12 protein-coding genes are annotated in these 13,528 nt (G+C 71.6%); 6 read left to right on the top strand and 6 right to left on the bottom strand.

Translation table 11 applies throughout. The annotated features are described in order from the left end of the window. Nucleotides 1-32: 32 nt before the first annotated feature. Entirely contained in the window at nucleotides 33-617 is a 585-nt protein-coding gene (locus OO52_RS35255) for a suppressor of fused domain protein (RefSeq protein ID WP_030649737.1), read from the bottom strand. A 457-nt stretch (nucleotides 618-1,074) separates the two neighbouring features. Here OO52_RS35255 and OO52_RS35250 point away from each other — a divergent pair, with 457 nt between their 5' ends. Further along, nucleotides 1,075-2,199 carry a magnesium and cobalt transport protein CorA gene (locus OO52_RS35250; protein WP_030649739.1) on the top strand — a complete coding sequence of 375 codons (1,125 nt, stop codon included), beginning with the start codon at nucleotides 1,075-1,077 and terminating at the stop codon, nucleotides 2,197-2,199. A gap of 33 nt (nucleotides 2,200-2,232) precedes the next feature. Beyond that, nucleotides 2,233-2,748 carry a hypothetical protein gene (locus OO52_RS35245; RefSeq protein ID WP_030649742.1) on the top strand — a complete coding sequence of 172 codons (516 nt, stop codon included), beginning with the start codon at nucleotides 2,233-2,235 and terminating at the stop codon, nucleotides 2,746-2,748. A gap of 43 nt (nucleotides 2,749-2,791) precedes the next feature. On the opposite strand, the gene OO52_RS35240 is transcribed toward OO52_RS35245, so the two are convergent. Continuing rightward, on the bottom strand, nucleotides 2,792-3,538 hold the full coding sequence (locus OO52_RS35240) for a hypothetical protein (RefSeq protein WP_030649746.1): 747 nt from the start codon (nucleotides 3,536-3,538) through the stop codon (nucleotides 2,792-2,794). Between the two features lie 229 nt (nucleotides 3,539-3,767). Between OO52_RS35240 and OO52_RS35235 the strand changes: the two genes are divergently transcribed. From OO52_RS35235 to OO52_RS35225, 3 genes are read left to right on the top strand one after another with little or no spacing between them, the layout of a single operon-like run. Beyond that, entirely contained in the window at nucleotides 3,768-5,069 is a 1,302-nt protein-coding gene (locus OO52_RS35235) for a magnesium transporter MgtE N-terminal domain-containing protein (protein WP_030649749.1), read from the top strand. Next, a complete protein-coding gene (locus tag OO52_RS35230; protein WP_030649751.1) occupies nucleotides 5,059-5,670 on the top strand; it encodes a DUF1003 domain-containing protein in 612 nt (203 codons plus the stop codon). The genes OO52_RS35235 and OO52_RS35230 overlap by 11 nt, the downstream gene beginning before the upstream one ends. Before the next feature lie 43 nt (nucleotides 5,671-5,713). Beyond that, nucleotides 5,714-6,847, top strand: a complete 1,134-nt coding sequence (locus OO52_RS35225) for an Mrp/NBP35 family ATP-binding protein (RefSeq protein WP_030649752.1) — start codon at nucleotides 5,714-5,716, stop codon at nucleotides 6,845-6,847. Between the two features lie 62 nt (nucleotides 6,848-6,909). Here the strand turns inward: OO52_RS35225 and OO52_RS35220 are convergent, their stop codons facing one another. After that, nucleotides 6,910-7,311: a hypothetical protein gene (locus OO52_RS35220; RefSeq protein ID WP_030649753.1), complete on the bottom strand. Its 402-nt coding sequence runs from the start codon at nucleotides 7,309-7,311 to the stop codon at nucleotides 6,910-6,912. A 179-nt stretch (nucleotides 7,312-7,490) separates the two neighbouring features. Here OO52_RS35220 and OO52_RS35215 point away from each other — a divergent pair, with 179 nt between their 5' ends. Further along, entirely contained in the window at nucleotides 7,491-10,112 is a 2,622-nt protein-coding gene (locus tag OO52_RS35215) for a DUF6185 family protein (RefSeq protein WP_030649754.1), read from the top strand. 44 nt (nucleotides 10,113-10,156) lie between these two features. Here the strand turns inward: OO52_RS35215 and OO52_RS35210 are convergent, their stop codons facing one another. From OO52_RS35210 to OO52_RS35200, 3 genes are all read right to left on the bottom strand, one after another. After that, nucleotides 10,157-10,822: a hypothetical protein gene (locus OO52_RS35210; protein ID WP_030649755.1), complete on the bottom strand. Its 666-nt coding sequence runs from the start codon at nucleotides 10,820-10,822 to the stop codon at nucleotides 10,157-10,159. 252 nt (nucleotides 10,823-11,074) lie between these two features. Continuing rightward, complete coding sequence (locus OO52_RS35205) at nucleotides 11,075-11,524, bottom strand: sec-independent translocase (protein ID WP_030649756.1); 450 nt, start codon at nucleotides 11,522-11,524, stop codon at nucleotides 11,075-11,077. Nucleotides 11,525-11,608: 84 nt separating this feature from the next. Further along, the gene (locus tag OO52_RS35200) at nucleotides 11,609-13,471 is read right to left on the bottom strand and encodes a trypsin-like peptidase domain-containing protein (RefSeq protein ID WP_078877264.1); all 1,863 of its coding nucleotides are present in this window, start codon (nucleotides 13,469-13,471) and stop codon (nucleotides 11,609-11,611) included. Nucleotides 13,472-13,528 lie beyond the last annotated feature (57 nt).

Below are 13,528 nucleotides of genomic sequence, written 5' to 3'. Positions count from 1 at the left end.
GGTGAGATGGGTCACTCACGGCCGGTGCCGTGTCAGTCCAGCGGGGCGGATCGGCGGGCGGGGTCCCTCAGGTCCGTCCCGTGCCCGAGCCAGCGCTCCTGGAGGGCCTGGGCGCCGTGCACCCGCTTCCAGGCGGCCTCGTTCGGCGTCATCGGCAGCAGCGGCAGGAAGCGCACCGGGTCCATCGGCGCGTCCAGCTCCAGGTCCTCCACCAGCCCGCCGGGTTCGCCCACCAGCACCGAGGTGAAGGGGGCGCCGGGCCACAGCGGCTCCCCCACGTCGAGTGAGGCACCCGGGGTCACCACCAGGCCCTCCACCTGCGGAGTCGCGGCCAGCACGGCGAGCGGGCGGAGCACCTTGTCGGTGTCGGCGAGGCCCGCGCGGACCGACAGGACGAGCTCGGCACGGGGACCCTTGACCGGGTCGGCGAGCACCGCCGTGGGGTCCGCCATCGGGTGCTGGGACATGCCGAGGGTGGCGTACCGGACGACGTCCCCCTCCTGGAAGCGGAGCACCTCGATGCGGTCCGTGCCGAGGAAGGTGACCGCGGCGCGGGCGTCCGGCTCGCCCAGCGCGGTGGTCAACCGGGCCTCGACCAGAGGAAGAACATCAGCCATGCGCTGAGCATAGAACTCGTCAGCAGCGGGCAAAGCGGCGCCTTGACAGTACGGGCGGCTGGTACTCTGAGCCGGTGGTTCGGGGCCAGCACGCCGAAGCGTGCTATCGGGTCCCGACGCCGAGAGACTCCCTTACGAGGGACCGGCCGGAGGAGGTGGGGCTGTCATGGATCGAAGTCGACCGTGCAGTACCACTCGCTCTTCCGGCTGCTGATGTAGTTACCGGCTGGCCGCCGCCTTCCCTCGCGCTCCGTCGTTCGGAAGAGCACTTCGTTTCGCTTTGCCTGATCTGTCTGACCTGAATCAGTTCTGCGTCAGCAGCGAAGTCGCCACCGTGACGGTGCGGTGCTCCCCGCTTTGTGGACGTGCCAAACACACGCACACAGGACGTCCCCATTCCGGGTAGTTCCACCCGTCGCCGCGTGCCCTCGCTGCCCGCCCGCGAAGGAGCCTGCCCATGTCGATGATCCGCGACCTGCGCGCCGTGGTCCGCCCGTCGTCCCGTGTCTCGCTGCGCAAGGACACCAGCACGTCGTACGACGCCACGCGCGCCCCCGGCACGCCCTCGGCCGTCGTCGACTGCGCCGTCTACCGCGACGGCGCCCGCGTGCAGAGCCCGGGGCCGCTCAGCCCGCACGAGGCCATGCGGCTGGTGCGCCGCGACGGCGGGTTCGTCTGGATCGGGCTGCACGAGCCCACCGAGGCGGAATTCGCCGGTATCGCGGGCGAGTTCGGGCTGCACCCGCTGGCCGTCGAGGACGCCGTGCAGGCGCACCAGCGGCCGAAGCTGGAGCGGTACGACGACTCGCTGTTCACCGTCTTCAAGACCATCCACTACGTCGAGCACGACCGGCTCACCGCCAACAGCGAGGTCGTGGAGACCGGCGAGGTGATGTGCTTCACCGGCCGGGACTTCTTCATCACCGTCCGGCACGGCGGCCAGGGTTCGCTGCGCGCCCTGCGGCACCGCCTCCAGGACGACCCGGAGCTGCTCGCCAAGGGCCCCTCGGCCGTGCTGCACGCCATCGCCGACCACGTCGTGGACGGCTACATCGCGGTCGCCGACGCGGTCCAGGACGACATCGACGAGGTGGAGACCGAGGTCTTCTCACCCGGCCGCCGGGGCGGCGTCTCGCGCGGCGTGGACTCCGCACGGATCTACCAACTCAAGCGTGAGGTGCTGGAGTTCAAGCGGGCGGTGGCGCCGCTGCTGCGGCCGATGCAGCTGCTGAGCGAGCGGCCGATGCGGCTGATCGACCCGGACATCCAGAAGTACTTCCGGGACGTCGCCGACCACCTCGCCCGGGTCCAGGAGCAGGTGCTGGGCTTCGACGAACTGCTCAACTCCATCCTCCAGGCCAACCTCGCGCAGGCGTCCGTCGCGCAGAACGAGGACATGCGCAAGATCACGGCGTGGGCGGCCATCATCGCCGTACCGACGATGGTGTGCGGGGTGTACGGCATGAACTTCCAGTACATGCCCGAGCTGCACTGGAGGTACGGCTACCCGGTGATCATGGGCATCACCGCCGCGCTCTGCCTGGGCATCCACCGCACGCTGAAGCGCAACGGCTGGCTGTGAGCGGGCCGGTACGGCCTGGTTAGGCTGGGACGCATGACAAGCGAGCTGCTCGACCGGGCCCTCATCGAGGAGGCCGCGAAGAAGTCCGGCCTGATCTGGGTCAGGGGCGCCGGGACCCCCGCCGCGCGGGCGCTGTGGCACGTGTGGCACGAGGGTGCGGTGTGCGTGGTCGGTGACGGGCCCGGTGAGCAGCCGCTGGAGGGGCTCGCCGACGGGGGCTCCGCCGAGGTGAGCGTGCGCAGCAAGGACAAGGGCGGCCGGCTGGTGACGTTCACGGCGACCGTGTCCGAGCTGCCGTCCGGCTCGCCGGAGTGGGAGGCGGCCGTCGCCGAGCTGAAGGGCAAGCGGCTGAACGCCCCCGACGGGGAACGGATGCCGGCCCGCTGGGCCCGGGAGTGCCGGGTGCTCCGCCTGGTGCCGACGGGGCCGGTGGCGCCGCTGCCGGACGGCGACCTGGCGCAACGCCCGGTGCCGACTCCGGCGACCACTCGCAGACCGGTGCCGGCGGGCCTGCCGAAACTGTTGCTCAGACGCCGCAAGGGCAAGTGACCGGCCGCACCGCCGGCAACCGTCCCACGGCCCCGCCGCTCCCCTACGACGTCGGCAGTTGTCTGCCGTAGTCCACCGTGTCCGACTTGGCCGGTTCCTCGACGGTGAAGTTCTTGCCCCAGTCGGAGAAGCGGAGCGTCCCCGCGTCGCCGGCGCGGACCAGGCGCAGGGGATAGGGCGTGCCCTGGAGGGACACGTCCAGCGTGCCTCCGGACCCCTTGTCGCCGGTGATGCGGATCGTGCGGGTACCCGCCCCGTCGGTGTGGTGGCCGTCCGTCGCCAACGCGCCGTGCAGCGTCAGCAGACCGTCGAGGAGGACGTCCTTGTCCGTGAAACCGCTGAACTTCTTGTACGAGGGATCCCCCTGCGGCACCTTCACGTACTTGCCGTCCAGCTTGCCCGCGGCACCGTCGTTGCCGTCGGCGTGGTTCCAGAAGTCCGCGTCGGCCTTGAGGTACAGCTCCTCGCCGACCCGCAGGAGCTTGAAGGTCGCCCCCTGCGAGGTCACCGACCCGGTCCCGCCGTCGTCCTTGAGCCGCATGTCCAGCCGGTACGTACGGCCACTGGTGACCACGGTCCCGGCCAGCCGCACGGCCGACGCCGTCTCCGCCGCCGCCCGCGTCTTCGCCTGGATCGTGCCTGCGGGCAGCTTGCCCACCCCGTTGGTGCCCGCGTCCGGGTCGTCGTCGCCACCGCACCCCGACAACGCCATCGCTCCCGTCACGGCCAAGGCGCAGGTCGCGGTCAGCAGCGCGGTCCGGCGGGTACGGCCCCGGGGCATCGCAGTCACAGGTGAGGTCGCCTTTCTGACGGTTCCTGAGCGGCGTACCGCAGCGTACCGGTGCCCCGCCCGCCCGGCGGAGCCAGTCCGTCCGGACCCCCCACCAGGGCGTATCCGAGCGGTACGGGCTAGCCTGAAGCGCACCCGCGCGGGCAAATCCGAGCAAATTCCACCCAGAGCAGTCCTCAGCGACTCCCCCGCAGACTCCCAGCGATTCCCAGGCAAAGGAAGCAGAGCCATGGCAGCCGGCGCCCCCCGGATCTTCGTCTCGCACCTCGCCGGGGTTCCCGTCTTCGATCCGACCGGCGACCAGGTGGGTCGCGTCCGCGATCTGGTCGTCATGCTGCGCGTCGGGCGACGGCCCCCGCGCGTCCTCGGGCTCGTCGTCGAGCTGTCCACCCGGCGCCGTATCTTCCTGCCCATGACCCGGGTCACCGGCATCGAGTCCGGCCAGGTCATCACCACCGGCGTGGTCAACGTCCGCCGCTTCGAGCAGAGGCCCACCGAGCGGCTGGTCTTCGGCGAGCTGCTGGACCGACGCGTGACGCTGGTGGAGACCGGCGAGGAGGTCACCGTCCTCGACGTGTCCGTGCAGCAGCTGCCCGCCCGCCGGGACTGGGAGGTCGACCGCGTCTTCCTGCGCAAGGGGCGCAAGGGCGGCGCCTTCCGCCGGGCCAGGGGGGAGACGCTGACGGCCGAGTGGTCCGCCGTCACCGGGTTCTCCCTGGAGGAGCACGGACAGGGCGCCGAGAGCCTGCTCGCCACCTTCGAGCAGCTACGCCCGGCCGACCTCGCCAACGTCCTGCACCACCTCTCCCCGAAACGCCGGGCCGAGGTCGCCGCCGCCCTGGACGACGACCGGCTCGCCGACGTGCTGGAGGAGCTGCCGGAGGACGACCAGATCGAGATCCTCGGCAAGCTGAAGGAGGAACGAGCGGCGGACGTGCTGGAGGCCATGGACCCGGACGACGCGGCCGACCTGCTCGCCGAACTGCCCGAGGCGGACAAGGAGCGGCTGCTGAGCCTGATGCAGCCCGCCGACGCGGCCGACATGCGCCGCCTGATGTCGTACGAGGAGCACACGGCCGGCGGCCTGATGACGACGGAGCCGATCGTGCTGCGGCCCGACGCCACCGTCGCCGACGCGCTCGCCCGGGTCCGCAACCCGGACCTGTCCCCCGCCCTCGCCGCCCAGGTCTACGTCTGCCGCCCGCCGGACGAGACCCCCACCGGCAAGTACCTGGGCACCGTCCACTTCCAGCGGCTGCTGCGCGACCCGCCGTACACCCTGGTCAGCTCGCTCGTGGACGACGATCTGCAGGCGCTGTCCCCGGACGCCGGCCTGCACGTCATCGCCGGGTTCTTCGCGACGTACGACATGGTGGCGGCGCCCGTGGTGGACGAGTCCGGGTCGCTGCTCGGCGCGGTGACCGTGGACGACGTACTGGACCACATGCTGCCCGAGGACTGGCGGGAGACGGAGTTCCACCTCGAAGAGGGGCTCGATCAAGGAGAGGGGGCGGCCACGCATGGCTCCTGAGCGCGAGACCGCGACCCGCGAGCGTCATCCGGCGGGCGCCACCGCCGCCGGCCGGCCCCGGGCCCGGCTGGACCAGCCGCGCTCGCCGCGCCGGCGGATCCTGCCCGAGTGGGACCCGGAGGCCTTCGGCCGGCTGTCGGAGAAGATCGCCCGGTTCCTGGGCACCGGGCGCTTCATCGTCTGGATGACGGTCGTCATCATCGTGTGGGTGGTGTGGAACATCGCCGCGCCCCGCCATCTGCGCTTCGACGAGTACCCGTTCATCTTCCTCACCCTGATGCTGTCCCTTCAGGCGTCCTACGCGGCCCCGCTGATCCTGCTCGCGCAGAACAGGCAGGACGACCGCGACCGGGTCAACCTGGAGCAGGACCGCAAGCAGAACGAGCGGTCCATCGCCGACACCGAGTACCTGACCCGGGAGGTCGCCGCCCTGCGCACGGGGCTGGGCGAGGTGGCCACCCGCGACTGGATCCGCTCCGAGCTCCAGGACCTGGTCAAGGAGCTGGAGGAGCGTCGCCGCCACGACGGACACCCAGGTCACGTCGTATTCCCGGCGGAACGGGCGGAACGACCGCCGGGACGTGACACAGAAGACCGCTGAGGGGCATCCCGGACGCCCCTCGGCGCGCCGTACCATCGTCCTTATGGCTACGGAAGACGCGGTGCGCGAGGCACTGGCGACGGTGAACGACCCCGAGATCAACCGCCCGATCACCGAACTCGGCATGGTCAAATCGGTGGAGATCGGCGCGGACGGAGCGGTCGCGGTCACCGTGTACCTGACGGTGTCCGGCTGCCCGATGCGCGACACCATCACGCAGCGCGTCACCGAGGCGGTCTCCCGGGTCGAGGGCGTCACCCGCGTCGACGTCACGCTGGACGTGATGAGCGACGAGCAGCGCAAGGAGCTGGCGGCGGCCCTGCGCGGCGGCCAGGCCGAGCGCGAGGTCCCCTTCGCCAAGCCGGGCAACCTCACCCGGGTCTACGCGGTCGCGTCCGGCAAGGGCGGCGTCGGCAAGTCCTCGGTGACGGTGAACCTGGCGGCGGCGATGGCCGCCGACGGGCTGAAGGTCGGTGTCGTGGACGCCGACATCTACGGCCACAGCGTGCCGCGCATGCTGGGCGCCGACGGCCGGCCCACCCAGGTCGAGAACATGATCATGCCGCCGTCCGCGAACGGCGTGAAGGTCATCTCCATCGGCATGTTCACCCCGGGCAACGCCCCGGTCGTGTGGCGCGGCCCGATGCTGCACCGCGCCCTCCAGCAGTTCCTGGCGGACGTCTACTGGGGCGACCTGGACGTCCTGCTGCTGGACCTCCCGCCCGGCACCGGTGACATCGCGATCTCCGTCGCGCAGCTCGTCCCGAACGCCGAGATCCTCGTCGTGACGACCCCGCAGCAGGCGGCGGCCGAGGTGGCCGAACGGGCCGGCTCCATCGCCGTACAGACCCACCAGAAGATCGTCGGCGTGGTCGAGAACATGTCCGGCCTGCCCTGCCCGCACTGCGGCGAGATGGTCGACGTCTTCGGCACCGGCGGCGGCCAGCTCGTCGCCGACGGCCTCACCCGCACCACGGGCACGTCCGTTCCCGTCCTCGGCAACATCCCGATCGACGTCCGCCTCCGCGAGGGCGGCGACGAGGGCAAGCCGGTCGTCCTGACCGACCCGGACTCCCCGGCGGGCTCCGCACTGCGCGCGATCGCCGGCAAGCTGGGCGGGCGGCAGCGGGGGCTGGCGGGGCTGTCGCTGGGGATCACTCCGAAGAACAAGTTCTAGGTCTGCCACGCCGAAGGGGCGTCGTCCTCACGGACGGCGCCCCTGCGTCGTACCCGGCGTGCTCAACGACCGTCGCGGTCGTCCGCGCGCCCCGGGCAGAGATCGAGCGTGGTGCACAGCATGATCTCCTGATAGGAGCCGCCCTCGGACCCCGCGCCCGGCTCGCGGCCGGCATGCGGCACGAACCGCCATTGCGATGCTTTGGCGTGCTGCGTCCTGTCCGCCTTCTCGACATGGGCGTGCAGCGTGCGGGCCGCGGGGTCGTTCGTCTCCACCAGCACTTCGCCGGCGCGGAGCGGGAAGTGGTCGTGCAACAGGCAGAGGCCGAAACGGTTCAGATTCCCGTGCTTGGCCAGCACCGCCACCAGATCCTCGACGAACTCGGCGTCCTGGGGCCCCAGTCCTTCGGCCTCCTCGAATCGGGGAAGCGGATTGCGCGGGACGCCCGTTTCGGTGTCGGTCATGGGTCCTCCGTCAATCGAGTGACGGTCACCGGGCTTCCATTGTCGGACGCCGAACCGGCCCCCGCAAATGCCAATGGCACGCCCAAGCAGGTGTGTGTCGGCGGCCCGCCGTGTGTCCGAGCATGACATGTACAACGCTTTGTCTACATTCGCCGGGGACATGGAGAGGTGTCGGCCCTATGGCGATGACTCGGTGGTGGCGGCTGTTGCTGCCGCTCCTGGTGCTGGTGGCATGGGCCGGTGGGTGCGGTCCGGCTCAGGCACGGCAGCGCGACGCCGGTACCGACTGCATGTCGGACGGCCTCAGGGGAAGCACCGTCAGCGCCACCCTGCGGCTGGAGCAGCACAAGCGCTCGACTCCCCGGCTCACTTCCGACATGACGGTACGGGTGCCCAGACAGTGGCCGCACGCCAGGCATCTGACGTTCGGTGAGAAGTCCCCGCAGTACCGCCAGGCGATGCGATGCCTGCTGCTCGGGGACGAGGCCCCCGGGGCACGGAACGAATGGCGCGCCCACCACCCGGTGGTGACCGCCACCGACGCCGCGGTCACGGTGCGCTACGTCGCCTACAACTGGATCACCTCGGAAAATCCCGTCCTCGTGGGTCCTTGGCAGGTCATCCCCACGGGGAGGACATGGATGATCTACCTGTGGCCGCCGACGCTCCAGACCGTCCGGTGGGAGCGGATCGAGGTCGATCTGGGCGGCCTCAATTTCAACGACCTCGTGGAACACGCGTCGCTCTCCACCGAGAACCACCTGGTGTGGAAGAACAAGCTGCCCGAAGAGGTACAGGTGGAGGTCGATCCACCCTGGCAGCGCCTGCTGCCGATGAGGCTCGGTCAGTCGCTCTGGGCCACCGCGGGCATCGCCTCGTGGTGGCTGTGCGCCTCGATCCTGATCGCTGTGGCCGCACTCCGTGCCGAGCCCGCCGAGGCGGCCACCGGGCCCGGAGCGGCACGGCGACCAGCGCCGGCGGAGGAGGCCCGGCGGCCCACCGCGGACGCCCCGGACAGCGGCTCCGGACAGGACGTCAGTTTCACGCGCACGCTGCTGGAGTGGGCCGGTCTGAGCGCGGGGGTCGCTCTGGCACTGCTCCTGTTCGTCCCGCAGGGCCGGTTCTCCCCCCGGTCGCACGCCCTTCTGTGCATCCCCGCGGGCGTGGCCCTGGTCTTCGCCGCCCGCCCGTGGAGCCTGGGCGCGTCACGGACCCCGGCCGGCACCGGCCCGGACGCGCCGGCCCGGCCGGCAGACAGCCGCCATCGTCAGGCGCTCGCCGTCACGGCGACCACATGTGCGGTGGCGGGCACCGGCCTGCTGGTGATCCTGGCCCACGATGTCTTCGGGCTTCCCGCGGGCCTGGGGGCGAAGACGACGACCGCCTTCGGCCGCTTCGGGCTCGCCCTGCTGGGGCTGGTGACCGTGTGGCTGTGGCTGGCCGCGATGGCCGCCTGGGCCTGGCGCTTCGTACGCGAGGGAGGACTGCTCCAGGGGCGACGCTGGACCAGGTGCTGGGACGACGACCCGGTCCGGTGCGTGGCCGTCGTGGGAAGCCTGCTGGCCGCCGTCGCCGTGGCACTCCTCGCGTGCGCCTGGTGGGTGAACGAACGACGGTGGAAACGCGTCAACTGGCTCGTCGAGCAACCTGACCCCGCTGCTCACAACGCGGCCCTGAGCCAGATGTTCGCGAACTTCTTCTACACCGACCTGAGATGGCTCTTCGCCTACAGCTGGGTGCTGACAGGTATCGCCCTGCTGGCTCTGCTGCGCTTCCGCAGCAGACCGCCCGGGGCAGCCGGCCGCCGGCGACACGAGCGGTTCCCGCTGGGGCCGAGCAAGCCGGATCTCCTGCTGACCGTCTCCCTGTTCGCCTTCTTCGTCGGCGTCCGGGCCGCGAGGTTCGCGGGCGCGGGCGCGCTGTACGGCATCTGGCTGGGCCTGAACATCCTCGCCCTGTACGCCCTTCTCGCCCTGGGGCGGCGGTGGTCCGTGCTGAGCCGGCTGGGGGAGAGCTTTCGCAGGACGCGGCTGGCCGGCGAGCAGGACAGGAGCGAACTGCTGGAGAGGGCCCGCCAGTACCGCAACGCGAACCACCAGATGCACCTGCTGGACCAGGGTCACGCCGACGGAGTGACCTGCGAGCAGCTGGAAGAGAAACTGAACGAGCAGCACCAGTGGGTGGTCACCGCGTACGAAGGAGACGACCCGCCGGAGCACATCTCGGTGCTGGACGTCGCGCTGGCCTGGGGACCGGAAGGACACTGGTGGTCCAACGCGGTTCGCGCGGCGCGTCTGGCCTTCTGGTTCGGGACGCCGGCCACCGCGCTGCTCGTCTACTACGAGGCACAGGACTCCTACGCGCGACAGCAGGCCCTGTACTCCCCCATCGGCCTTCCGGAGTTCATCGCGGACCTGGTCCTCTACCAGCTGGGGTGGGCGGTCGCCGGCTTCACGCTGGGGGCGCTGTGGCGTCTGCTGCCCGGACACCGCAGCCAGGCGCGGGCCTGGCTCCTCACGGCCGCCTACGGCTTTCCCGCGGTGCTGGCCGCCGCGCTCATCCACTTCATGGACACGGACCCCCGCCAGCTCCTCCTGTACGCCGCGCTCCTCCTCGCCATCCTGACGCTCACCAGCGTCTGGATGGACTTGGCGACGTTCCGGAGGGAGCGTAAGTACTGGCCCAGCGGTTTCGCCCTGCTGCTGTCCATCCACCAGCTACGCGGCTTGTCCGTAGGGATCACCTGGATCCTGGCCCAGCTCGGGGCCATCGTGACGATCTTCACGAGCCTGACCCACTGAACGGACGGGCGGGCCCGGGCGGCGGCACGCCCCGGCCCGAACCGTCAGGCGTAGGCGGCGATGTCCTTGATCACCGAGAAGCCGAGGCCGTACGCACTCATCCCCCGCCCGTACGCGCCCAGGTGGACCCCCGCCTCCGTGCTGCCGGCCAGCACCCAGCCGTACTCGGACTCGCGGTAGTGGAAGGAGGCCGCCACCCCGTCCACGGGAAGGGACAGCTTGGACCACTCCGGGCCCTCCAGGTCGTCGGCCAGGGCCCACGCCGTCTCCGTCTGCTGGTCCAGCCAGTCGTCCCGCAGGCTGTGGTCCATCTGCCCGGGCCAGGTGAACGACAGCAGCCCCACCCCGGCCAGCCATGCCGCCGAGGACACCGACGTGGCCTCCAGCAGCCCCGTACCGTCGGCGCTCCGCCGGGACGGCTGCGCGGCGACGGTGACCACGACCGCGAACTTCTCCCGGGGCTCGCCGGCGGAGCCGGTCTCCGCCCGCACCGAGGGCTCGTCGCCGTGCCCGATCGAACCGTGCTCGACGGCACCGTCGGCGGCCGTGCCGACCTGCATCAGCCAGCGCGGCCCCGTGAACGCCTCGTCGAGCCCGTACCACGGGAAGGGCGCCCGCAGGTAACCGTCGACCGTACGCCGGGCGGAGGGGAGTTGCTGTCCGCCCTCCGCGGCCGGCGCCTTCGCGCCCACCCGACTCGTCGTCTCCATCTGCCCGGACGCCTCCTCGCTCTCGTCGGACCGGGGAGACCCGCCCCCCATTCGGGCGTACGTGTCCGGTCCGCACAACAACTCGGCAGCATATCCACAACCGCCGGAGGCGGCAGGGCGGGCGCTGGATGCGTGGGTCGCGCGAACAGCCTGATCAGGTCGTGTGCGACGGGCGTGCGTCATGGAACGCGTCACGTGCACGGCGTACGCACGCGTGCGCGTGTCGGCAGGGAGGAGCGCCGGTGGACGCGCTTACGTGGCGTCCGCGTCGAAGGGCGGGCGCTCGTCGTCCCCGGGCGTCTCGGGCTTCTTGGTCATGTCGACGCGTCCACCGGACGACGACAAGGGCGACGAGGAGGAGGGCGAGGAGGGCGAACCGTCGCGGCTGTGGACCGCGTCCGTGACCTCCGCCATCTCCTTCTTCAGGTCGAACCCGTTGCGGATCTCCTTGAGCCCCAGCTCGTCGTTGTCGAGCTGCTTACGGATGAACGTCTTGGGGTTGAGATCCTCGAACTCGAAATCCTTGAACTCGGGACCCAGTTCGTTACGGATGTCCTGCTTCGCGCTCTCCGAGAACTCGCGGATCTTCCGGATCGTGCGCATCACGTCCTGGATGACCTTCGGGAGCTTGTCCGGACCGAAGACGAGCACGGCGAGCACGGCGATCGTCACCAGCTCCAGTGGTCCTATGTCATTGAACACCTGACGCTCCTTGCGATGTCCTCGGTCGCTCAACGGTACCCGGCGTTCCTGTCCGACCGGTACCGTCCCGAGGTGAGACTTGTGTCAGTTCTGCTCCGACGCGCCCAGCACGAGTGACACCTCCCGCTCGCCGCCGCCGCGCTCGACCGTGAGCCGCAGCCGGTCCCCCGGCCGGTGGGCGCGGATCTTGACGATCAGCTCCTCACCGCTGTGGACGCGCTCTCCGCCGACCTCGGTGATGACGTCGCCCGCCCTGAGCCCGGCCCGCTCGCCAGGGCCGCCCCGGAGGACGGCGGGGCCGCCGCCCGCGCTCTGGCTGTCGATGCGGGCGCCGTCGCCGGTGTAACCCATGTCGAGGGTGACGCCGATCACAGGGTGCGTGGCGTGGCCGTCGTTGATCAGTTCCTCGGCGACGCGCTTGGCCTGGTTGACGGGTATGGCGAAGCCGAGACCGATGGACCCGGCCTGGCCGCCGTCGGCTTCGGAGCCGCTGCCGGCGGAACGGATGGCGGAGTTGATGCCGATGACCTGCGCCCGGGAGTCGAGCAGCGGACCGCCGGAGTTGCCCGGGTTGATGGGCGCGTCGGTCTGGAGCGCGTCGACGTACGACACATCGCTGCCGTCGCTCTTCTCACCACCGGCGGTGATGGGCCGTTCCTTGGCGCTGATGATGCCGGAGGTGACCGTGTTGGCGAGGTCGAAGGGGGCGCCGATGGCGACGACCGGGTCGCCGACCTCGACGTCGTCGGAGTTGCCGAGCGGCAGCGGGGTGAGTCCGTGGACCCCGCGCACCTGGACCACGGCGAGGTCGTAGCCGCTGTCCCGGCCGACGACCTTGGCCTTGACGGTGTCGCCGGTGCTGAACGTCACGGATATCTCGCCGCCTGTCCCCGCGGGCTCGACCACGTGGTTGTTGGTGAGGATGTGCCCCACGGTGTCGAGCACGAAGCCGGTGCCGGTGCCCGCCTCGTCGGCCCCCCGGACGTGCAGCGTGACCACGCTGGGCAGGGCGCGGGCCGCGATCCCGGCCACGCTGTCCGGCGCCCGGCCGGCCGGCACGCTCCCGGCCTGCGGCAGCCGTACGTCGCCGCCGAGGCCCTCCCGCTGGACATAGGCGCCGGCGACCCCGCCGACGCCCGCGGAGAACAGGGCGACGACCAGGGTCCACGCGAAGAGGACGCGCCGCGCGCTCCTCTTGCGCTGCTTCTCCGTCGGCACGCCCTCACCGGTCTGCTGCAGCGGCCCGCGGGCCGACGCCTGCTCCTGGGCGGAACCGGCGGCCCAGGGGTCGTAGCGGCCCCAGGGGTCGGCGACCTGCGGGACGGGGTCGGCGGGGGCGGTGCCGTGAGGAACGGAGGCGCTGGGCGCCGGTGCGGGGGCGGCCGGTGCCGGGGCGGCGGTCGGTGCCGGTGCGGGGCCGGGTACGTGCGGCGCGGTCGCGGTCGGCACGGGTGCCGGTGCGTGCGCCGTGGCCGCGAGCATGGGCACGGGCGCCGGTGGTGCGGCCATCGGCGCGGCCGTCGGCGCGCATACGGCCGTCCCGTGCGCCGGGGTCGCCGCCGGATGCTGCACCGGCGGTGCGGGCGCCCAGGGGCCGGGTTCGCCGTACGGCGGGGTGCTGTACGGGTCGGGGTCGTGCAGCGGCCTGGGCCGCTCGGCGGGAGCCGCCCAGGAGGTCTCACCGGTCGCCGCCACGGCGTCTCCCGGGGTGCCTGCTCCTCCGGCGTCTCCCCGGACGCCTCCCCCGCCGTCGCCGCCCGCACCCGTCCCGGGGGTCTCCCCTGCGTCCGCGTCGGCCGGCGGCCGCGTCGGCTCGGCCAGCTCGAAGTCGCCGTCGGATGCGGTGGCCACCGGCACGGCGTCCTGGGCTCGGGTCCGGTCGGCCGGTGTCACCCTCGCCGCCCCCTCCGGTCCGTCCACCGACGCGACACGGTTCCCCTCGTTCATGCTCTCCCCACGGCTGGGCCGCGACCGCGCGCTGCCGCGGCCATGGAACGTCGTCCA

Origin of the sequence: Streptomyces flaveolus (genome assembly GCF_000716535.1) — a bacterium.
GTDB classification, from domain to species: Bacteria; Actinomycetota; Actinomycetes; order Streptomycetales; family Streptomycetaceae; genus Streptomyces; species Streptomyces flaveolus_A.
This window is presented reverse-complemented; position numbering and strand designations above follow the sequence as displayed.